The sequence below is a fragment of the Bartonella sp. MR100HLJHH genome (assembly GCF_042194215.1).
GTDB lineage: Bacteria > Pseudomonadota > Alphaproteobacteria > Rhizobiales > Rhizobiaceae > Bartonella > Bartonella grahamii.
The window spans coordinates 116,285-136,895 of record NZ_JBHIMR010000005.1; the positions used below are offsets into that span (position 1 = coordinate 116,285).

The following is a 20,611-nucleotide window of genomic DNA, read 5'->3' on the forward strand; positions in this document are numbered from 1 at the left end:
GTTTGATTAAATAAAGTTGATGTTTGATACTATGCTGTTTAAAAGATGAAAGAGCAAAATCACAATAGCTATGTGTGAAAAGGCATAAGAATATAATAGGAAAAAAATGGGAAAAAAATGTTGAAAAAATTTTCTGTTTTATTAGGCATAACAGCTTTTTTAAATGGGGCTATAGCATCAGCATTTAGTGCTTCATCTAAAGATATATTGGTGATGGCATGGAATATTGATTCAATGAGTAGTTTTGACCCAGCGCAAACTGTTGAAGTCGTGACGAGTGAGTTATTGACGAATATTTGTAGCGCGTTAGTACAATATGATGAACATGATCCTACAAAAATTCGCCCTGCTATGGCAAAATCTTGGGATGTTTTAGATAATGGCAAAAGAATAGTTTTTCATCTTCGTGATGATTTAAAGTTTAATGATGGAAGAACAGCAACGGCGCAAGATTTGGTATGGTCGATGCGGCGGATTATTAAATTAGGATTGAGCTATGCCCAATCTTTAATGGATTATGGGTTTACTAAAAACAATGTTGAAACAAATATTCAAGCTCTTGATGATAAGACTTTGCAATTAAAATTAGATAAACCCTACCCTATTCAGCTCATATTGACTGTTATTGGACAGTCTTATGCTTCTGCTTTGCTTGATCGGAAAACAATTGAAGCGCAGAGTATTAACGGTGATATGGGGAATAAATATTTAGCGACACATTCGGCTTGTGTTGGACCTTATAAATTGGTGAGCTGGTCTCCAGGAGATAAAGTTGTATTAGAGGCTACACAGCATTATTGGGGCGATGTGCCTAAAATTAAGAAGATTGTTGTGCAGCACGTAGCAGATTCATCAAGCCAAAGACTTCTTTTGGAAAAAGGTGATGTGGATATAGCGCGTGATCTTTCTTCAGAGGATATTTTAGATCTTGAAAAAAAGGGAGGCCCAGTCAAAATTAGTCGTGTTTTGCGCCCCCAGATTATTTATTTATCATTAAATAATAAGAATGCAATTTTTGCAAACGAAAAGGTTAGATTGGCACTTCGTTATTTGGTTGATTATGAAGGTCTTGGAAAAACTGTTTTGAAGGGGATTGCTATTCCGCGGGCAACTTATATGTCCTTGGGTGTTCCTGGTGCTTTGGATGAAAAAGAAGGTCTGCCTTTTAAGTTGGATTTGAAAAAAGCAAAACAGTTAATTACTGAGGCTGGTTATCCGAACGGTTTTAAAGCTAATCTTTTAGTTGGAAGCCTTAGTTATATGTCGTCTGTTGCACAGTCTATTCAAGCCAATGCACGTAAAATTGGTGTTGAGCTGACAATTGAAAAAATGGCACAAAATCAATTGTTGAGTCGTGTACGTGGTGGAAATTATGATACTGCTATTATGGGGTGGGGGAGTGCCGATCCTGATGGACATCCTGCCTCATTAAATCACGTGTTTAATCCTGATCCAACATTTACAAAAAAGCACAATATGTATTTGGCTTGGCGCGCTGGGTATTATGATGAAAATATTAATAACATGGTGATGGATGCTTTGTTTGAGAAAGACCCCAATAAGCGTATCATGCAATATCGTACTTTACAGCATTATGTGCTAGAGCATGGTCCTATGGTTTATTTATTTCAGACATATTATACCGTTGGTATGGGACCTGATGTCAAAAAATGGATTTGGAACAGTTATAGACTTTATTACAATGAAGCAGAAAAATAAAAAGAAGCATGTTATAGAGAAGGATTGTAGAACATGCTTAATAAGAGGTTGTTTCGTTATATAAAAAAAGGTATTTGCTTTATGTTTTGTCGCTACAGAGGGGATTTTTATAATGGTTTTGCCACTTTCAGAGACTGAAAGAGCTGTATCAGAAAAGCAGAAAAGATTATTTTTATGGGATTTTTTATGCAAAGGATTGAAACTTCTTATTTCAGTTTTTATCACATTGCTTGGGTTGGTGACGATCACTTTTTTTCTTGGTCATCTTCTTCCTCTAGATCCAGTTCTGTCTATTCTTGGTGATAATATCAGTCAGGAAGCTTATGATGCAATGTATTATAAGCTTGGTCTTGATAAGCCGTTGATTGTTCAATATTGGAAGTATCTTCATAATGTATTTTTATTTGACTTTGGAGATGCTTTAACTTCTGGGCGTCCTGTTCTAGCTGATATTATGCGTGTATTTCCTGCAACATTAGAGCTTGCAACCGTTGCTATTGTTATTGGCACAAGTCTTGGAATTCCATTTGGTGTTTTTGCAGCAATGTATCGCGATTCATTTATTGATTATGTTGTTCGTGTTTTTACACTTGTAAGTTATTCTACTCCAACGTTTTGGCTCGGTTTAATGGCTTTGTTAATATTTTACGCCAAGCTTGGCTGGGTTGGTGGTCCAGGACGTATTGATTTTCTTTATGAATATTCTTTCGAACCAAAAACAGGATTTTTCCTTTGGGATACTGCAAGCCAAGGACAATGGGAGGCTTTTGGTAATGTTTTTAGTCACATTATTATGCCTGCTTTGATCTTAGCTTTCGGTGCTATGGCTTATATTAGCCGTATGACTCGTGGGTTTATGATTGAGCAGCTTAATCAGGAATATATCATTACTGCACGTGTAAAGGGGTTATCGTGGGCACGAACGGTATGGGGACATGCCTTTAAGAATGCTGCTGTTCAGGTTATTACCGTTGTTGCGCTTTCTTATGCTTTTTTATTAGAAGGGGCTGTTTTAACGGAGACAGTTTTTGCTTGGCCTGGTTTTGGACATTACTTGACAAATGCTCTTTTAGCCGGAGATATGAATGCAGTTGTAGGGTGTACTTTACTTGTAGGATTTATCTTTGTCGCCATTAATTTATTTTCTGATTTGCTTTATCGCATTTTTGATCCAAGGACACGTTGAATATGACAGTAAGTAATCATCATAAATCGCAATCATCATCTTTTTTGGGCGGTTGGTTAAACGACCCTGTTCCAAGCTCCATAATTCAGGCGAACATACAGAGAATTTATCACGCACTGGTTAAGTTTTTTCATAACTTTTCGGCTGTATTCGGTCTGCTTATTATTTGTATTATTATCATATGTGCATTTTTTGCTCCTTGGATTGCTACGCATGATTTTCTTAGCAATGATCTAGGGCATCGGTTGCAGCCACCCTCTATGGCGCATTATTTTGGAACAGATGAATTAGGACGTGACATTTTTAGTCGCCTTGTTTTTGGTTCCCGTATTACTCTTTATGTTGTTTTTCTTACAACCATTATTGTAGGTCCAATAGGGCTTATTGTTGGAACTGTATCTGGTTATATGGGCGGATGGGTTGATACTGTGCTCATGCGCATTGTCGATATTTTTCTTGCTTTTCCAGGTTTGATTTTAGCTCTTGCATTTTCAGCCGCATTGGGACCAGGGATTGAAAATGCCTCTATTGCAATTTCAATTGCAGCATGGCCCCCAATTGCACGTTTAGCACGTGCTGAGACTTTGACAATACGTTCTTCTGATTATGTTTCTGTCGTTCGCTTGCAAGGGGCTTCTGCTTGGAGAATAATTTTGTTTCACGTTGCGCCCATGTGTATTCCTTCAGTGATTGTACGATTAACTTTAGATATGTCTGGCATTATTTTAACGGCTGCTGGCCTTGGTTTTTTAGGGTTGGGAGCTCAACTTCCAAGTCCTGAATGGGGTGCGATGCTTTCTTCAGGGCGGGAATTTATGATGACAAATTGGTGGTTGGCGGCAATACCAGGCTGTGCAATATTATTTGCAAGTCTTGCTTTCAACCTTTTAGGTGATGGTCTTCGTGATGTATTGGATCCACGCAATGGGTAATAAATTATTAGAAGTAGAAGATTTACGTATTTCTTTTCCTACAACGCGCGGCATTTCAGAAGTTGTGCGTGGCGTTAGTTTTTCTGTTGGAAAAGAAAAAATTGGAATTGTTGGTGAATCCGGATCTGGAAAATCGATGACTGGGCGCGCAATATTAAGGTTGAGTCCAAGAGCAGCCATTGTTAAAGCTAAAAAAATGCGCTTTGAGGATGTTGATTTATTGACCGCAAGTGAACCTCAGATGCGAAAAATCCGCGGGAAGCGTATTTCTATGATTTTACAGGACCCAAAATATTCACTTAATCCATTAATACGGATTGGTGAGCAGATTATGGAGGCTTACCGTATTCATTACCGCGTTTCAAAAGTTGAAGCGCAGGAACGGACTATATCTATGTTAGAATCTGTTCATATTCGTGATCCTGAACATGTGATGCGCCTATTTCCTCATGAAATATCAGGGGGGATGGGGCAGCGTGTGATGATTGCAATGATGCTCATTCCAAAACCTGATTTAATTATTGCCGATGAGCCAACATCTGCACTTGATATTACGGTCAGACGACAAGTTTTATCTGTATTAGATGAACTTGTGACAAAATCTGGAACGGGACTTATTTTCATTAGTCATGATTTGAATATGATTGCTGATTTTTGTGATCGTATTTTGGTGATGTATGCAGGTCGTGTGTTAGAAGAGTTGCCTGCTTCTGATTTGTCTCACGCTTGTCATCCTTATACGAAGGCATTGCTCGCGAGTTTGCCACGGCTTGATAATCCTGTTGATGTTTTGGCTGTTCCTGAGCGTGATCCTGATTGGTTACATAATCCTACGATTGTTAATGGTGTTGAGGAGGTTCCTCATGACAAATTGTGAGAATATTATTGATGTTTCTAATTTATCTGTAACTTTTGGTCATAGGCATAAGGCAGTAACAGTTGTTAAAAATGTTAATTTTCATATTAAGCGTGGTGAAGCTTATGGTTTGATTGGTGAATCCGGATGTGGAAAATCAACAATTTTGAATACATTGGTGGGGCTTATTCCAGATTATAGTGGAAAGTTCCTTTTTGCGGGACAAGAAGTCGAAAAAAAAAGAAGTAAAGATTTTTTACGCTGTATTCAAATGGTTTTTCAAGATCCTTATGCTTCACTTCATCCAAGAAAAATGGTCCATACGGTTCTTTCTGAATCTCTCAAAATCCATGGGATGGATAATCAAAAGGAGCGGGTGGAGGATGCTTTAGATTCCGTTGGTTTAGATTCTTCATTTCTTTATCGTTATCCTCATGAGCTGTCTGGAGGGCAGCGTCAGCGTATTGCTCTTGCACGTGCTTTAATTATTGAACCAGAGGTTTTGTTGCTTGATGAGCCAACATCTGCATTGGATGTGTCGGTACAGGCTGAAATTTTAAACTTGTTGAAATCATTACGCGTGAGAAAAAAGCTTACTTATTTGATGGTATCCCATGATCTTGCTGTTGTTGCACATATTTGTGAACGTGTTGGAATTATGCATAAAGGGATTATTCTTGAAGAGCTTAGCAATGATGAATTGCGTAATTTACATGCGCAACACGATTATACAAAGGAGTTTTTTGAAGCAAGCATAGAGCCTATTGTCCATAGAGAGCAAAGAGCATGATCAATTTTACAGAAGAGAAAATGCAATTTTATTTGTTTTGAAGTTTCTGGAGATGTTTGGCGGCATTGTTAAGAGGGAAGGGGATAATAGGATTTTTTCAGTATGAATTTTCTGGGCAGTGTTTGAGCTGTAATATTTTAAATCCTATTAGAACTCCCATTTTGAAATATACGAATGACTTATAACATACATCTCTTTGTTTGATATTATTGCATTATTTTTTACTTATCATTTTATGTTCAAAAGTTTTATTTTGGGATTTTAAGCATTAAATTTGTGAGAAATAACAAAAGATAGTAATGTTCTATTTTCTAGAAAAGCGTCTCATTATTTTACAATATCATTTTGTTTTTGGTTGTTCTCTTTTTTACAGTTTTATTCTTTATAAAAAGAATTTTTTTGTAAAAAACATCCAATGGTCAATGACAGTCTTCAAATATTTCGCTGTTCTCTATTTAAAAAAGCGCTTAAAAACAGCTTATAATAAACCAAAAAGGCAGCAATATGCTGCCTTTTTGTTAAATTGAATAGGCTATTTTTACAGTCTTGATTTAAAACTGATAGAGTATTCCTCCTGAAAAGCTTGCACCACTTATACCAGTTTTTTGAAGCTTTTGTTGATAGCTGACATCACCATGAAGGGAGAGGTTAGTGGACAATTATGCACTAATACCAAGCCCACCTTCAACGGAACTTCCCGAGGGGTCACGTTTATAATACTTATCAATATGGAATGTCTGATCATCACCAAAGGTTTTGATTAAGTTTACTTTTCCATAGAAAGACATAGGACGGCTGTTTTCAGTGGCAATGGTTTTTGTCAAACGTCCACCAACACGGATCATCCATTGAGAAGAATTTTGCATGTCAATGGTCAGATTATCAGCATCTTTAATGATATCAAACATCAAATGTTGATAGGCAATCTGTGCCTGTGGTTCGAATGTTACGCCTTGAATACCCGTTGCAAATTGTTTGCCAACAGTTGTGGAGATCGCCAACATTTTTGCATTTTTCAATTTTGCAGTTTTGTCAATGATGGCATTGATGATATCTTCTTTTAGGATTTCATAGGATAAAAGAGTATCAAGATAAAAACCACTGTCACGCTGTATACTGCCATAGGCAGTGAGTAAAGTGACCATTTATTCAACATGCTCTTACTTACCGTCTTGCATATTATTTGGAGTGAAAGAGAGTTGTCCATAGGTTCCTACAAGACCAAAATGTGTTGTAGATATTTTGCCCTTCTAGCGCGACAAAGTTAATAGCTCCTTGTAGAGCAGCATAGCGAAGATTAGCACTGCTATAACCATATTTACTAGGAGCACTACTTATCAAAAAATAAAACTCTTGTTTCTCCATAGGCGTATAAGAAGAAGCCATTCCGTTTGTCTTATTCTTTCCCTAAGACAGATATTCACATATTGGCTAACAGTTGCACTTTGCTTAGCCATATCGGTCAATCCAGCATACAAGAGAGCACTGGGCATGATCAAAGAGTTTGTATTTATGGCACGATGTTTTTTACTTTTGAGTCGCTATCAAGCAGTACTGGTTGCAAGCGAAAATCCCAAAAATTTTTATTTTCTCCTAAAAGGTTTTGTTCAGTATTTGTTTTACTGTGGTTTGATTTTGGTCCATAAGCCTTCAGTATATATTTATAAGGTGAACCACTTATTGTGATATAGCCATTTGCAAGTTTGAAAGAGTTTTGATTTACTTTTCCAGAAACTTGAATGAGTGAAAGACCACGTACACTGGTAAGAGCAGAAGTGTCTGCTTTAATATTGTTCCTTTCTAAATGTCCAGTGATATAAATCAGTGTAGTCCCTGAAACATCACCGTGAATCAGAAGATGGTCAGCTTTTTGTTTGTTTACGGCAGCGCTATCACTCCATTCGACATTGAAATGAATTTCTACTTTTCCTGTAGCTGTAGTTTGACACTAGGTTTTATACTAAGTGGGATTAGGTAGGAACACGTGGTAATTTGTTGTTTTTATGTATAATTTTTACCATTAAATGCACTCTTTGTAAAATTGTATTTTGACACCTAAAATTGTAAAAAAGAGCGAAAATCAGAAAAAAGTGCGTTTTCATGGTAAAAATGAGAGAAGGCTTTGAAAGGTCTTTTAAAACCCTGTGAAAAATTTTGAAAAGTCTGTGAAAGCCCAGAAAACCGCCTTTGAAGACCCTGTGAAAAAAATTCGGTAAATTGTGAAGCTCACTCCAAAATCAGCCAAAAATGACCAAAAAAGCAAAAAAGATTTTCATCTATTGATGATTATCTATTTTTAGAGGTAATATATGCTTATTAATCAAATAGTTATATTATTTTTTTAATGTAAAAAGATTTTCATATCGATTTTTCATATTAAAGAGGCATTAAGCTGTATCTTATGTAGTTTCTGGATGTGCATTTTCAGCCTCTATTTGACGCTTTAAATGCAGTTTTAAAAGAGGTAAAATAAGCTCTACTTCTTCCGTGTCGTTGATGTCTTGAACAAGCTCTTGCAACTTTATACAAAGTTCCGCCGCGAGTTCCGCTATATCTTCAGGAGGGAGTTTTATTTTAGCATCGCGATAGGTTGTATAAGCTATGCGACCAAGCTTTTTCATGAGACCAGTAGGAATAGTTTGTGCTTTAAAACCAGCTGCTTTCGCCTTTGCCATGTCACTAAACATTTCGCCTTTACCCGTAACGAGCCAATGAGGATTAATGTTATAGGCCGTATAATAGGCGTTAATTGTTGAGCATGTTGGTTCGTGTGCTCCAATTTCATAATTGGCAAGGGTGCCACGTTGTAAATTAAGCCGTTGCGCAAAGATACTACGTTCTTCATTTCCGTAGATTCGTCTTATTTCACGTAGGCGTTTTGCCAATGGTGTTTTAGGTTCTGTTTCTAAACGTGCCAAAAAAATACCCATTAAAACCATTTTACGGGTTAACAAACCCGTAAAATGGTTTTAACTGTTATTACCGCCCGATATAGAGGGCAGATATTTTACAATTAACCCCACAAAAAACGGATGGTTTGAGCATCCGTTTAAAGCAGGAGCGAAGTTTATGACTATCACACAAGTTTGGGATCGCCATAGTATTTTAGCCGAGCTACGCCGCCGTAATATGACCTTGGCGGAGCTCGCGAAAGCTTATCAACTATCGTCATCCAGTGTTCAACACATTTGGACACGGTCTAACGAGAAAGCCGAACGTGCTATTGCCGATTTTATCGGTTTGCCCGTTGAGCAGGTTTTTAGCGACCGCTACCCCAAAAGTCGCCGTCGCATTTTTAAAGCAGCAAAACATGCCAACACAGATTCGCGTGCGCATTCTGCTTTGCGCGGTAATGCTGCTTAAACTTCGTTACACGGCTTTGCGCTTTTGCGCATTTGCCATGAATTTATTACCATAAGATGAAAAGGTTTATCAATGTCTAAAGATCAATACGAAATAGGCAAGATAAATTGCATAGAGTTGCATCATAGAACAGCCGTTTGGATGGGTTGGTTTTGGCGATTAGATGGTGGTCATATTATTTTTATAGGGGGTGGTTATGGTTGCTGCTTGTAATTTATGGACCCCAGAAGCCAGAAGCGATATCGTTAATCCTTATTCGGAGGTTGAACGTTTGGAAGCTATGCTTGCCTGTTCTTTTAAGGCGGTGAGTGGTGGATTTAAGCATCTGCCGATCCGGTATATTATTGACCCTCCGCATGGCTTATTTGATGCGGCGTTAGCACGACAGATTGTTATCCATATCTTGCATTATCAGTTTGAGGTGCCGCGGCGGCGTCTTGTTGCCATGCAAGAGCGTGAACGCACTGCTGTTGCTCGTTCTTTGCGTACCATTAACCGGCGTTTGGAAGAACCCGTTTTTGCGAAAGCTTATCGAAGATGGGCGGGGCGTGCGATGGATTTATTCTTTAAAGAGATCAGAAAGGCGGCGGCGTGATGGCACAGTTTCAAAAGCTTGCTCTTGATGTGATTGTGGTGCCGGAGCGTATACGCCCTGTGGATGATGAGCATGCCAAGGCACTTGCACAATCAATGGCGCGGGAGGGATTGATGAATCCGATTACGGTGCGCCATACCCCCAATGCTAAAGAGGGCAATTATACGCTTATAGCTGGTGCGCATCGGCTTCGTGCTGCTGAGCTTTTGGGCTATAGTGACATTGATGCGGTTGTGGTGCAGGCTGATAAGGACAATGCCGCGCTTTTAGAAGTGGCTGAAAACCTCTTTCGTAATGAATTGTCTGTTATTGACCGTGCGCTTTTTGTCCAGACTTACCGCGAATTGTGGGAAAAGAAGTATGGGGAGATTAAGCGTGGTGGGGACAGAAAATCAAAGGTGCAACTTGCACCTTTGATCGGTGGTAATCAATATACAAAGGACAAAGTGGCAAAGGGTCAAGTTTACCCTTTGCCAAACATGTGGCGGATCGCATTGGTTTTTCTCAAGATGTTGTAAAACGTCTTAACTGTATTGCCCAACATTTACAGCCGGAATTGCGAGCGGTTTTGCGTGGGACAGCATTGGCTGATAATCAAGCGCAGTTGTTAAAATTAGCGAAGATGGAGCCGGTTGCGCAACGGCGTGTGGCAATTGCTTTGCAACAGGTTGAGGGGGATTTACGGCGGGCTGTTGATTTGGTCAATGGGGTTAATACGCCGCCGCAAATTAATGAACAGGAACGGATTTTTGCTCAGTTATTGGGTGTTTGGCAGAGAGCAGATGCACAGACAAAGGCGCGGTTTTATGATTATTTGAACAAGCAATCGGGGGAGGTGCTGTCATGAAGAGGCATGGTTGCGGTCAGCTTGATTTTTTCCAAAAGCCGGTTTTTCCCTGCCGCGAACCCGTTGCACAGATTGATTTAGGGCGGTTTCGCTCGCGCATTAAGCGTGCGATGGCGCGGGCTTTGAGAGAATGCCGGCATGAGCGCAGTGTGATTGCGGAGCGTATGGCGCATTATTTAGGGATTGGGTGTTTAAGTAAGGCCAGTTTGGATGCGTATGTTGCGGAAAGTAAGCAGGTGGATATTTCCCTGCCGCGTTTTAAGGCATTTGTGCGGGCGACAGAGGCATTTTGGCTCTGGGATGAGGTGGTGAGTGAAGATGGATTGTTGCTGTTGCAAGGGGATGAGGCGCGGTTAGCAGAGATTGCGCGGCTCCAGCAGGAACAGCGGGAGATTGCAGCGCAATTGAAAGCCATGCGCGCAACGCCGGTTCGCATTAAAAGGGGGCAGCCATGAAGGAATGGTTTCGTATTGCCGAATTGGCTGAGGCAGCTTTGCCAGGGTTGCCGAAAAGTAAAGGTGGATTGCGTAAGATTTTGGCGTCCACATGGCGTCATCAAAGTGGATTGACACGTAAAGTTAAAGGGGTTTCTCGACCTATTGTAGAAGTTCACATCTCTTTATTGCCGGAGGGGGCGCGGGCGGCATTGTTGGTGCGGTTTGGTGGGGCTGTTGATGTGAAACAAACGCAAGGGGAGCAAAAGACAAGTATTTGGGTGCGTTATGAGGGGCTTTCAAAGGCGCATAAAAGGCGCTGTGAAGAGCGTTTGAAGGCACTTTGCTTTTGGGAAGATTTGCTCCATGCCGGTATGGGGGTGCATGATGCGGCAAGTTTGAGTGCTGTGCAATTTGGTGTGAGCCGGATGTCGCTTTTTAATTGGCGGCAGATGGTTGAAGGGTATGAGCGCCCTGATTGGTTGGCAGCTTTAGCGCCTTGTTATGGTGAGGAGAATGTTTCGCAATTTGCGCCGTGTCATGAGGGGGCGTGGGAGGTTTTTTGTTCGGATTATTTGCGCCCCTCTAAACCTGCTTTTTCCGCGTGTTATCGGCGGATGGTTTCGGTTGCGCAGGAGCGGGGTTGGCAGCCCATTCCTTCTGAGCGGGCTTTGCGGCGTCGTTTTGAAAGACAAGTTTCCAAAGCGGTTGTGGTTTTAGCGCGTGAGGGAGAAGAAAAGGCAAAAAAGCTTTATCCGGCACAACGGCGTGATCGCTCGAGCCTGCATGCACTGCAAGCAGTGAATATGGATGGACATAAGCTGGATGTTTTTGTGAATGTTCCTTGGACAGAGAAGCCTGTGCGGCTTTATCTGATTGCCATTCAAGATCTTTATTCGGGCAAGATTTTATCGTGGCGCCTGTCGGATGCTGAGACTTGGGAAATCGTTCGTTTGGTGATTGGGGATATGGTGGAAGCTTATGGAATACCAGAGCGGATGACCTTGGATAATGGGCGTGCCTTTACCAGCAAGTGGATTTCTGGAGGTGTGCAAAATCGCTTTCGTTTTAAGATTAAGCCGGATGATCCGCAAGGGCTTTTGACGAGTTTGGGGGTGCAATTGCAATGGACCACCCCTTATAGCGGACAGTCTAAACCGATTGAGCGGGCATGGCGTGATCTGGCAGAAGCGATTTCCAAACATCCCTTTTGTGCGGGGGCTTATACGGGCAATAAACCGGATGCCAAGCCTGAAGATTATGGCAAGCGCGCGATAGGATTTGAAGCGTTTAAAGCCCATGTTGGTGCGCAAATTTGTGCACACAATGCGCAAGCGGGGCGTAAGGCGGTTAATTGTGCGGGGCGCAGTTTTGATGAGACCTTTGCAGAGAGTTTGCAAGCCGAGGGAACGATAGTTCGGCAAGCAACGGCGGCACAACGGGCTTTATGGCTTTTAACCTCTGAGGCATTGCGTGCGCAAAAGGGTACGGGCGAGATCCATTTTTATGGCAATCGTTATTGGGCGCGGGCGTTGAATGAGCATGCGGGGCAAAAGGTGATAGTACGCTTTGATCCGGATAATTTGCATCAAGATTTACGGGTTTATGATTTGAACAATCGGTTGCTTTGTTTGGCACCATGCCTTTGTGATGTAGGTTTTTATGACCAGCATGCGGTGCGCTTGAATGGGCGTTTGCGTAAAGAATATGTGAAGGCTGTTAAAGCAGAAAAACAGTTGGCAGCAAAGCTTGCGCCTGATCATTTGGCCGATGTTTATGGGCGCCTTGAGAAAAAGGATGAAGCGTTCAAATCGAAGCTTCCGATAAAGCCAAAGGTGAGCCGCTTGATGCCAAACAATGTGGGGAATTTAGCTTTGACAGCAGACGATGATGAGGTTTTGGGGGAGGAAGAATTTAGTACGCACTTGCATAAAGCTTTGAGAAAGCTTTCCGCCTCTGATGAGGGGCGTGAAGTGATCAAGTTTCCCAAGCAATAGAATAAGGAAATAGGAAAAGAGAGGGGGGATTTATAAGAATTCTCAAAAGGAAGCTGGTTTTGTATCGCGTATCAGCTTGAAGCGTTAACAAAGAAAGGGGGGGAGGAATCTTATCCATTCAAAGTTTAAATCAATACAATTAAATTTTCAGGTGTCTTTGCTGATCGGGTGAGGAGCGTGAAGTTAGCAGGTTCCCCGATGTGTGAGAAAGAACCAAGGGGAATTTGTAAGGGAGCCGTTTTAGTATCGCGTACGGCTTTAAATGTTCATTCTAAAGACAAAAGAAAGGGGCGGGTGGGAGCCCTTCCCCTTATCAACAGTCTAAAATCAATACAGAGGGGAATATACATGAAAAACGCGATAAATGCAACGGTCGATAAAAATCCTTGGGCGCGACCTAAAATCCAGCCTAATGGAACAGCACAAAACCGCAACAGTGATGACATTGCTTTATGGAATGAGCTTGTGGATTCAGTCAGAGCTTTGGGGCAAATGAATGATTGGTCGAAAGCAGAGGTGGCGCGGCGCATAGGCATGCCGGATGGGACGTTTTCGCAATGGTATGCGGGCAGTTATGCGGGGCAATTGGGTAAGCAAAATGCAAAGGTTCAACAATGGGTTGAGGTTTTAAAGGAAACGGCGGGTTTTTTGGAGAAGATCCCTGAAAAACCAGCCTTTCAGAGGAATCGTATAGCCAGTGAGATCATTGATACTTTAACACTGGCACAAAGTACGGGGGATATGGTGATGATTACGCTTGATGCGGGCAGTGGCAAGACCGAAACTTGCCGCCATTATCGCTCTACCCGCCCGCATGTTTATCTGGTGACAGCCAGCCCGCATACGCGCAGTGTTCACGGTATTTTGAATGATATGGCAGCAGAATTGGAAGTGGTGGAATATAATCCCACCCGTTTAACGCGTGCCATTGGCAAAAAGTTAGAGCGCGTGGGGAGTGGCACGTTGTTGATCGTTGATGAGGCGCAAAATTTAACGGATGAGGCGATTAATCAGTTGCGCCATTTTGTTGATATCAATGGCACGGGGTTGGCTTTGGTTGGGAATGATGAAATCTCGGGGCGGTTGGTTCATCGTCAAAATGGTCCCTCTTATGCGCAAATTAAAAGCCGATTGGCGATGCATCTGAAACGGCGCAAGCCCTATAGTGAGGATATTGCTGCGCGCATTCATGATTGGGGGATTGAAGATGTTGGTGCGATAAAGTTTTTGACAGGGATTGGCTTAAAGGCTGGAGCTTTGCGGCAAATTGACAAAACCATGATGTTGGCACGCATGGCAGCGCTTGGAGATGGGTGTGAGGTGACCCTGAAACATGTCAAAGCGGCATGGAAAAACCGTGACGTGGAGGAATTGGCATGATCCCTTTATGCGACAAAGAATTATCCGATACGCTTGTTGGTCTTTATGACGATTATCAATGCGGTTTTGATATTGGAGAAAAGCTTAAATTGTGTGTTGATTTGGCGTTATTGCTTGAATTGGAGTTGAGTGTTCATCGTTTGGGGGAAGCGGATGCGGTTTTGGAAGCTGAAGTTGCAGAAGTTTTGGCTGAGTGTGACAGCTCTGATGCGGATGAGAGCAATCGTGTGATTTATATGGATTTTGGAGGCGGAAAATGATGGAACGGAACCCTTATATGGTGAGAGATTGCTTGGTTGCTTTGCGCTCTGCCTTGTTAAAACATGAAATGGATGGGATTTTTTTAAGTGCGAAAGATGTTCGAGAATTGAATGATTATTTGCGCCGCTTGGCAGGCTATAACCACGTTTTGGGACATGAGCTTATGCGGTGTCGTTGGCAATTGAAAGCGGGATGTGCGCCTTCTTCAGGGGATGTTGTGCCATTTCGTCGTTTTCAAAAAACATAAGGAGGAAGTTGGTGATGAATCCACAAATTGAACTTGAAGGTACGCGTTATATGAAGGATGCGAAAGGGGCTTTGGTGCCGGTAAGCCTGATCCGCCCTGCGGATTTGTTAGAGGATGAAACGGTGCGCAAAATTATGGGTTTTGCGAAAGAGTTATCGGCAAGGATTGCACGTTTTAACAACCATACAATTACGGATTTGAGTGATTTTGATAGCTTGCTTGCGCAAGAATATGGTGTGGAGCGGCGTGGCAAAAAGGGCAATTGTACTTACACAAGCTTTGATGGTTTGCAACGCATTAAGGTGCAGGTACAGGAAAGTGTTGATTTTGGACCGCAATTGCAAATTGCCAAAAGCCTTCTTGATGAGTGCTTAAATGAGTGGTCTGCGGATGCGCGACCTGAAATCCGTGCGATTATTACGCGTGCTTTTAATACGGATAAAGAAGGCAAGGTGAATCGGGGGGAGATCTTTATGCTGTTGCGTTTGGATATTGATGATCCACGCTGGAATGAGGCGATGCGTGCTATTCGTGAGTCATTCCGAGTGACAACATCTAAGGAGTATGTGCGTTTTTATGAGCGTGATACATTGGAGCATCCTTGGCGTGCTGTGACCATTGATCTGGCGAAGACATGAGGGGGGAGAGATGTCTTTAGCTGTCCTTCATATGGGAAAACGCGCGTTAGGTCTTGATGATGAGACCTATCGCGCACTGCTCTATCGCTTGACAGGCAAGCAATCGGCGAAAGATTTGGACTTTTTAGAGAAACGTTTAGTCGTCGCTGAAATGAAAGCGTGTGGTTTTGAGCCGAATGTGAAGCGTTTAGAGGGTAAATATGCTAAGAAGTTACAGGCGCTCTGGATTGCTGGGTGGAATCTTGGCATTATTCGTGATCGTTCAGATAAGGCGTTGCTTGCCTTTGTGAAAAGACAGACAGGCGTTGATCATATTCGTTTTTTACGCGATAGCGATGATGCATGCAGAGCTATTGAGGCGTTGAAAGGTTGGTTGCAGCGTGAGGGTGGGGTTGACTGGAAAGGAAAAAAGATTCAAGATTCTTGGCAGAAAATGCCAGGATATTTGATTTTGCGTGCCCAATGGAAGTGTTTGAATCCCGATGCTGTGTTTGATGTGGAAGCTTTTCATCAAAGTGTTATGGTGTTAAGTGGTAAAGCTTTGGGTGAGATGAGTGGGGGCGATTTTAGACAAGTGATGAATGTTTGGGGGCGGAAAATCCGTAAAAGTGTTAAAAGCGAGGGGTAAGCATGCATGCAAGAGGAAATCTATAGCGATTTTCCTGCCTTATTGCGTGAAATAGCTGATGTTGCGGGCAGTGAAGCAGCATGGAATATGATGCGGGCTTTTGGAGGACGAGAAGTTTATATACCTGGGCGTCTTGAAAATGCCGATTGGTTGATTGAAATTGTTGGGTTTGAAGAAGCCGAACAACTCATCAGCCATTTTTGTTTTAATGGTTCTGGTGTGCGCCTTCTTATTCCCCTTGGCAGAGATGCTGAACGGCGGCAAAAAATGGTGCAAGCGTTGCAAAAAGGCTGGTCGGTGGATGCTGCAGCTGCTGTTTCTGGTATGCATGTGCGTACAGCCTATCGCTTGAAGAAGAAAATTTCTTCAAAAGAACCACAAGGTTTATTATTTCCAGAGTTTTATGAGTATTGAGAGTTTTGACTGACAGTGTCAGGCTTATATTGGGGACGTGAGATTTCATAAACTGCGAATGGATTTTTATTCATTGAGTGGTTTGTTATGATTTCAATAGATGCCTCTTTTCTTCATCGCCTTGCGCCTAAACTGACGCATCATGCACGCCAAGATTTTATTATCGTTGAAATGGCACGAGCGTTGCCTGAAGCTTTGTCTTATGGTGCGATCACGACACGTTTGCGTGTTGCACATTTTTTAAGCCAATGTGCGCATGAAAGTGATGGTTTTTTTACCGTTTGTGAATATGCCTCTGGGCGCGCTTATGAGGGGCGGCGTGATTTAGGCAATGTCAACCCTGGGGATGGTGTGCGCTTTAAGGGGCGTGGTTTGATCCAATTAACGGGGCGCAATAATTATCGCCGTTTTACGAAGTTTTGGCACTCAGTGGATGATCAGGCGGTTGATTGTGAAGCTTTTCCAGAAGTGGTGGAAAGATTTCCAGCAGCGCTTTGGTCTGCTGTTTGGTTTTGGCAGATGCGAGGGTTGAATAAGCTAGCAGATCAAGATGATGTCGTGAGGATTACCAAGGCGATTAATGGCGGCAAGAATGGACTTGTGCAACGCTTGACCTATTTAAACCGCGCCAAAAAGCTTTTGGAACTTGGAGGCGAGGTGAAGGCATGAAACCGTCTTATCGTGGTTCTAGGCTCTATTTGTGGTGGTCCTTTTGGTTTGCTTGGGGGGTTATTTTTTTGCTCGTTTCTGGTGGCTTGTGGGGGGCACCGCATATTGTTGATATGGCAGGTATTTCTATTCCTTCGATGGTGGCGATTATTGTTGGCAATTTGGGTGTGCATCGTGGTTTTGGTTCGTTGGATTTTTCCAATAGGAAACATTCCCATAAGCGGCATAGCAGCTCCTATGATGGGGTGGAGATAACGGGGTGGGGGGATAAGCGCAATGTTTAGCCCACTTTCAAAACTGTCTTTTGGTTTGTTGTTTTTGGTCAGTGTGATGTTAGCGGCTTTTGGCTTTATGAAAGCGCAAGTTTTAAAGGCGGAAAAGGCGCGTGATTTGTATTGGCAGTTGGAGATTACCAAGGCTTCTGTACGTGCACAGCTTGAGATGGAGCGACAAAGGCAAGCAGCGTTGGAAGCTGAACATCGAGCGCAAGGGGTAATTTCGGCTTTGGAACAAAAGCTTGTGAAAATGGAGGAGGTCAATGCAGCATTGCCAACTACTGGCTGTGGTATTGGGCTTGAGCGTGTGCGCTTGCTCAACAACCAAGCCAAGGAATAGTTTTGCGTATCAGTTTTTATCGGTTGAATTGCCGCCTGTTGTTCGCATGGCGTGTGCCCGCCCAGCATTATTGCCAGAGCGTGCTTTGAATGCGCGCGAAGTGGTGCACTATTGGGGGCGTGATCGCGCTGCTTTATTGATTTGTGAACAACGCAGAAAAGCTGTGGAGCGGGCGATTTTAGGCAAAAGAGAGGGGGGATTCAAGTGAACTTGGATATCAGTGTTGCGAATGGCTGGTTGTCTTTATTGTTATCGGTTATTGCGATTTGTGGGGTTTTGAGAGCCTATTTTTCTTCAGGTGCGCGGGAAATGCTGAAAGACATGACAGTGCTTAAAGAGCGTGTGCAAAAGTTAGAAACGGAGATGGACTTTTTGCCTGATCGCGATGCGATGCAAAGATTAGAAGTGAATATGGAACGTTTGAATGGTCGTCTCAACACGCTTTCTGCGCAATTGCAACCGGTGGCAGCCATTGGTGAGCGCTTGCAAGAGTTTTTACTGGAGAATGCCAAAAAATGAAAGCAGATATGGATAAAATCATCCGTGAAGAAGCGCGGTTAATTATTTTAAAAGGGCTTGCTTGTGAGCGCAGTGAAACTTTATCGAGTGCGATGATCGAGCGGCTTTTATACAGTTATGGCATCAGACGCGATCGCGATTTTGTGCATAATGAACTGGCTTTTATGGAAGATCAAGGTGCTGTCACATTAAAACAGGTGGGTTCAGTTTTTCTTGCGGCATTAACAGAACGGGGAGCGCGTCATTTAGACCGGAGCTTTTCCATTGAGGGGATTAAGCGGCCTAAACGTTCATCAATAAAATACGAGGTGAAGGATGCGCAAGGTCGGGCGTGGACGTTTAACGGCGATTGATTTATTGCCGCAAGCTTGTGATCAGATTATTGCTGCGGCTGCTGAGGCTTTAAATGGGCGTGAGAAGACACAAATGGCTATTTATGGTGAGTTTAAAGCGGCTTTGAAGGCTTTACAAAAGGAAACGGGTTTAAGCTTTTCTATTCCCTCTTTTTCCAGTTTTAATCGTTATTCTTTGCGGCTAGCCGTGATGTCACGGCGCCTAGAACAGACAAGAGAAATTGCAGCAAGCCTCTCGCAGCGCTTTGATGCTAAAGCTTCTGACAATATTACTTTGTTGACAGCGGCGGCGATTAAAGAACTGATTTTTTCCACGTTAAGCAGTGGCAAAAACCTTTCACCAAAAGCGGCACAAGAATTGGCCAATGCGCTCAAAGGGGTTTTGGCGGCTGAACATTTGTCGACCACGAGGCGGCAAAAGTTGGAAAATGATTTTGCCTCCAAAGCAAGTAAAGCGGTTGAGATGGCAGCGGCAGCAGCGGGGCTCTCTAAAGAGCGCGCGCGGGCTATTCGTGCGCAGGTGTTGGGGGTTAAAAATGGCTGAACAGCTCCTCTCAAAAAGTCATGTCTTTGATCATCAGAGTGGTTTTGATATTTGGCAGGCGAGTACTTTTCCTCAAGAGCAAGATCCTTTGGAGGAAGGTGTTTTGATGGCGCATCAATGCGCATGGATTGAAGATAAGTCCCCATTAAAATTGGTTGAAAAGGGGCGGCGGACCGGCATTACTTTTGCGGAAGCTTTGGATGATACCCTTATTGCGGCAGCAACGCGTGAAGCTGGTGGCGATAATGTTTTTTATATTGGAGACACCAAAGAAAAGGGACGTGAATTTATTGGTTATGTGAGCAATTTTGCAAGGGCAATCACTCGTAATAGTGGGGATATGGAGGAATTTTTATTCTCTGATCAAAGGGCGGATGGGTCAACAAAATATATCTCTGCTTATCGAGTGCGTTTTGCTTCAGGTTTTCGGATTGAGGCGCTTTCTAGCCGCCCTGAAAATATCCGTGGGTTACAAGGTATTGTAGTGATTGACGAGGCGGCGTTTCATCAAGATGTGCGGGCTGTTTTGGATGCGGTCAATGCTTTGTTGATTTGGGGAGGCAAGATCCGTGTGATCTCTACCCATAACGGTGTTTTAAACCCTTTCAATGAATTGATCCGTGAGGCGCGAGCAGGAAAAGTGCCTTTTTCGGTGCATTGTTACCCCTTTGGTGTCGCTGTTAAAAATGGCTTGTTTAAACGAGTTTGTGCCATGAAGGGGGAGGTGTGGAGTTTAGCGTCTGAGCAACAATGGGAAGAGCAAATTCGTGCCTCTTATGGGGTGCGTTTGGCTGCTATGCGCCAAGAATTAGATGCCATACCCGCCGATCAAGAAGGAGCGGCTTTAACACGCTTACAGATTGAAAATTGTTGCGCGCCTGATATTGCGGTGTTGCGTTTTGCTTGTGTGGATGATTTTAAAAATCAATCGGATTATCAACGAAGTCAAGCTGCTTTTAATTGGTGTGAGGGGCGCTTAAAACCTCTTCATATTGAGCTTGACCGACGGCGCCAACATGTTTTTGGTGTTGATTTTGCGCGGAGTGGGGATGCCACCTCCATTGTGGTGATGGAGGTGGGACAAGATTTGGTGCGCCGTGTCCGGTTTATGGTGGAATTGCGCAATACGCCGTTTGATCAACAAAGAGAGATTTTATTTTATGTGGTGAATGGCTTGCCGCGTTTGTTGGGGGGCGCTTTGGATGCACGGGGCAATGGGGCTTATTTAGCGGAAAAAGCAGCACAGTGTTATGGGGCTTGTGTGAGGGAAGTGCAATTGTCGCAAAGTTGGTATGGCAAAGAAATGCCGGCTTATTTGGAAGCTTTTGGGGATGGGTCCATTGTTCTGCCGCGCGATAGTGACATTGTTGCGGATCATCAAGCGCTTGCTTATGTCAATGGCATTGTGAAAATTCCAGACAATCATCGTTTTAAAGGCAGTGATGGTTTTATGCGTCATGGTGATAGCGCGATTGCTTGCGCTTTGGCTTATTTTGCCAGCCGCCAAACTCCTGAAATTTATGATTATACACCTGTGAGAGAGGCTTATCGTTTTGATGAAAGCTCGCTCTTTTCAACGCCTTTTTTTTCAACAATGCGATCAAAGATTTATTGATGGGATGAT

General features: G+C 42.9%; 28 protein-coding genes and 1 pseudogene. 25 read left to right on the forward strand and 4 right to left on the reverse strand.

What is annotated here, in order from left to right; genetic code table 11:
• Positions 1-117: 117 nt before the first annotated feature.
• The 5 genes from ACFIJ7_RS04450 (at position 118) to ACFIJ7_RS04470 (ending at position 5,483) form a co-directional block, all read left to right on the forward strand.
• On the forward strand, positions 118-1,719 hold the full coding sequence (locus tag ACFIJ7_RS04450; RefSeq protein WP_375636654.1) for an ABC transporter substrate-binding protein: 1,602 nt from the start codon (positions 118-120) through the stop codon (positions 1,717-1,719).
• A 112-nt stretch (positions 1,720-1,831) separates the two neighbouring features.
• Positions 1,832-2,905: an ABC transporter permease gene (locus ACFIJ7_RS04455; protein WP_015856298.1), complete on the forward strand. Its 1,074-nt coding sequence runs from the start codon at positions 1,832-1,834 to the stop codon at positions 2,903-2,905.
• Positions 2,906-2,907: 2 nt separating this feature from the next.
• Entirely contained in the window at positions 2,908-3,837 is a 930-nt protein-coding gene (locus ACFIJ7_RS04460; RefSeq protein ID WP_015856299.1) for an ABC transporter permease, read from the forward strand.
• Positions 3,830-4,714, forward strand: coding sequence for an ABC transporter ATP-binding protein (locus ACFIJ7_RS04465; protein ID WP_015856300.1), 885 nt, complete (start codon positions 3,830-3,832; stop codon positions 4,712-4,714). The genes ACFIJ7_RS04460 and ACFIJ7_RS04465 overlap by 8 nt, the downstream gene beginning before the upstream one ends.
• Positions 4,701-5,483: an ABC transporter ATP-binding protein gene (locus ACFIJ7_RS04470; protein WP_375636657.1), complete on the forward strand. Its 783-nt coding sequence runs from the start codon at positions 4,701-4,703 to the stop codon at positions 5,481-5,483. The genes ACFIJ7_RS04465 and ACFIJ7_RS04470 overlap by 14 nt, the downstream gene beginning before the upstream one ends.
• A 659-nt stretch (positions 5,484-6,142) precedes the next feature.
• Here ACFIJ7_RS04470 and ACFIJ7_RS04475 read toward each other — a convergent pair.
• The 4 genes from ACFIJ7_RS04475 to ACFIJ7_RS04490 all read right to left on the reverse strand — a co-directional run bounded on the left by ACFIJ7_RS04475 (position 6,143) and on the right by ACFIJ7_RS04490 (position 8,401).
• The gene (locus tag ACFIJ7_RS04475; RefSeq protein ID WP_375644700.1) at positions 6,143-6,628 is read right to left on the reverse strand and encodes an autotransporter domain-containing protein; all 486 of its coding nucleotides are present in this window, start codon (positions 6,626-6,628) and stop codon (positions 6,143-6,145) included.
• Between the two features lie 34 nt (positions 6,629-6,662).
• On the reverse strand, positions 6,663-6,869 hold the full coding sequence (locus ACFIJ7_RS04480) for a hypothetical protein (protein ID WP_375636660.1): 207 nt from the start codon (positions 6,867-6,869) through the stop codon (positions 6,663-6,665).
• Between the two features lie 124 nt (positions 6,870-6,993).
• Positions 6,994-7,401 (reverse strand): hypothetical protein, encoded by a 408-nt coding sequence (locus tag ACFIJ7_RS04485; RefSeq protein ID WP_375644722.1) that lies wholly within the window; start codon positions 7,399-7,401, stop codon positions 6,994-6,996.
• Between the two features lie 481 nt (positions 7,402-7,882).
• Complete coding sequence (locus tag ACFIJ7_RS04490; protein WP_375644701.1) at positions 7,883-8,401, reverse strand: helix-turn-helix domain-containing protein; 519 nt, start codon at positions 8,399-8,401, stop codon at positions 7,883-7,885.
• A gap of 151 nt (positions 8,402-8,552) precedes the next feature.
• Between ACFIJ7_RS04490 and ACFIJ7_RS04495 the strand changes: the two genes are divergently transcribed.
• The 20 genes and pseudogenes from ACFIJ7_RS04495 to ACFIJ7_RS04590 all read left to right on the forward strand — a co-directional run bounded on the left by ACFIJ7_RS04495 (position 8,553) and on the right by ACFIJ7_RS04590 (position 20,602).
• Positions 8,553-8,846, forward strand: coding sequence for a helix-turn-helix transcriptional regulator (locus ACFIJ7_RS04495; RefSeq protein WP_183194530.1), 294 nt, complete (start codon positions 8,553-8,555; stop codon positions 8,844-8,846).
• 72 nt (positions 8,847-8,918) lie between these two features.
• Positions 8,919-9,059, forward strand: a complete 141-nt coding sequence (locus tag ACFIJ7_RS04500; RefSeq protein ID WP_375644702.1) for a hypothetical protein — start codon at positions 8,919-8,921, stop codon at positions 9,057-9,059.
• Positions 9,043-9,441, forward strand: a complete 399-nt coding sequence (locus ACFIJ7_RS04505; RefSeq protein WP_375631901.1) for a hypothetical protein — start codon at positions 9,043-9,045, stop codon at positions 9,439-9,441. The genes ACFIJ7_RS04500 and ACFIJ7_RS04505 overlap by 17 nt, the downstream gene beginning before the upstream one ends.
• Positions 9,441-10,288, forward strand: a pseudogene (locus tag ACFIJ7_RS04510) (ParB/RepB/Spo0J family partition protein). Before ACFIJ7_RS04505 ends, ACFIJ7_RS04510 begins: the two are co-directional and overlap by 1 nt.
• Complete coding sequence (locus ACFIJ7_RS04515; protein WP_012232200.1) at positions 10,285-10,743, forward strand: hypothetical protein; 459 nt, start codon at positions 10,285-10,287, stop codon at positions 10,741-10,743. Before ACFIJ7_RS04510 ends, ACFIJ7_RS04515 begins: the two are co-directional and overlap by 4 nt.
• Positions 10,740-12,719, forward strand: coding sequence for a transposase domain-containing protein (locus tag ACFIJ7_RS04520; protein ID WP_375644703.1), 1,980 nt, complete (start codon positions 10,740-10,742; stop codon positions 12,717-12,719). Before ACFIJ7_RS04515 ends, ACFIJ7_RS04520 begins: the two co-directional genes overlap by 4 nt.
• A 348-nt stretch (positions 12,720-13,067) precedes the next feature.
• Positions 13,068-14,099, forward strand: a complete 1,032-nt coding sequence (locus ACFIJ7_RS04525) for an AAA family ATPase (RefSeq protein WP_026500458.1) — start codon at positions 13,068-13,070, stop codon at positions 14,097-14,099.
• Entirely contained in the window at positions 14,096-14,359 is a 264-nt protein-coding gene (locus ACFIJ7_RS04530) for a hypothetical protein (protein ID WP_273755273.1), read from the forward strand. Before ACFIJ7_RS04525 ends, ACFIJ7_RS04530 begins: the two co-directional genes overlap by 4 nt.
• Entirely contained in the window at positions 14,356-14,607 is a 252-nt protein-coding gene (locus tag ACFIJ7_RS04535; RefSeq protein WP_375644704.1) for a hypothetical protein, read from the forward strand. The genes ACFIJ7_RS04530 and ACFIJ7_RS04535 overlap by 4 nt, the downstream gene beginning before the upstream one ends.
• A 14-nt stretch (positions 14,608-14,621) precedes the next feature.
• Entirely contained in the window at positions 14,622-15,245 is a 624-nt protein-coding gene (locus ACFIJ7_RS04540) for a DUF3164 family protein (protein WP_375644723.1), read from the forward strand.
• A gap of 10 nt (positions 15,246-15,255) precedes the next feature.
• Positions 15,256-15,873: a regulatory protein GemA gene (locus ACFIJ7_RS04545; RefSeq protein ID WP_375644705.1), complete on the forward strand. Its 618-nt coding sequence runs from the start codon at positions 15,256-15,258 to the stop codon at positions 15,871-15,873.
• A gap of 6 nt (positions 15,874-15,879) precedes the next feature.
• The gene (locus ACFIJ7_RS04550; protein ID WP_375644706.1) at positions 15,880-16,287 is read left to right on the forward strand and encodes a helix-turn-helix domain-containing protein; all 408 of its coding nucleotides are present in this window, start codon (positions 15,880-15,882) and stop codon (positions 16,285-16,287) included.
• Positions 16,288-16,374: 87 nt separating this feature from the next.
• Positions 16,375-16,956: a glycoside hydrolase family 19 protein gene (locus ACFIJ7_RS04555; protein ID WP_375644707.1), complete on the forward strand. Its 582-nt coding sequence runs from the start codon at positions 16,375-16,377 to the stop codon at positions 16,954-16,956.
• Positions 16,953-17,240, forward strand: a complete 288-nt coding sequence (locus ACFIJ7_RS04560) for a hypothetical protein (RefSeq protein WP_375644708.1) — start codon at positions 16,953-16,955, stop codon at positions 17,238-17,240. Before ACFIJ7_RS04555 ends, ACFIJ7_RS04560 begins: the two co-directional genes overlap by 4 nt.
• Positions 17,233-17,571 carry a hypothetical protein gene (locus ACFIJ7_RS04565; RefSeq protein WP_375644709.1) on the forward strand — a complete coding sequence of 113 codons (339 nt, stop codon included), beginning with the start codon at positions 17,233-17,235 and terminating at the stop codon, positions 17,569-17,571. The genes ACFIJ7_RS04560 and ACFIJ7_RS04565 overlap by 8 nt, the downstream gene beginning before the upstream one ends.
• Positions 17,572-17,617: 46 nt before the next feature.
• Positions 17,618-17,779 carry a hypothetical protein gene (locus tag ACFIJ7_RS04570; protein WP_375644710.1) on the forward strand — a complete coding sequence of 54 codons (162 nt, stop codon included), beginning with the start codon at positions 17,618-17,620 and terminating at the stop codon, positions 17,777-17,779.
• Positions 17,776-18,090 (forward strand): DUF2730 family protein, encoded by a 315-nt coding sequence (locus ACFIJ7_RS04575; RefSeq protein WP_375644711.1) that lies wholly within the window; start codon positions 17,776-17,778, stop codon positions 18,088-18,090. The genes ACFIJ7_RS04570 and ACFIJ7_RS04575 overlap by 4 nt, the downstream gene beginning before the upstream one ends.
• Positions 18,087-18,443, forward strand: coding sequence for a hypothetical protein (locus ACFIJ7_RS04580; protein ID WP_026500468.1), 357 nt, complete (start codon positions 18,087-18,089; stop codon positions 18,441-18,443). Before ACFIJ7_RS04575 ends, ACFIJ7_RS04580 begins: the two co-directional genes overlap by 4 nt.
• A complete protein-coding gene (locus tag ACFIJ7_RS04585; protein ID WP_208431556.1) occupies positions 18,406-18,987 on the forward strand; it encodes a phage protein Gp27 family protein in 582 nt (193 codons plus the stop codon). Before ACFIJ7_RS04580 ends, ACFIJ7_RS04585 begins: the two co-directional genes overlap by 38 nt.
• Complete coding sequence (locus tag ACFIJ7_RS04590; RefSeq protein ID WP_375644712.1) at positions 18,980-20,602, forward strand: hypothetical protein; 1,623 nt, start codon at positions 18,980-18,982, stop codon at positions 20,600-20,602. Before ACFIJ7_RS04585 ends, ACFIJ7_RS04590 begins: the two co-directional genes overlap by 8 nt.
• The last annotated feature ends 9 nt before the right edge of the window (positions 20,603-20,611 follow it).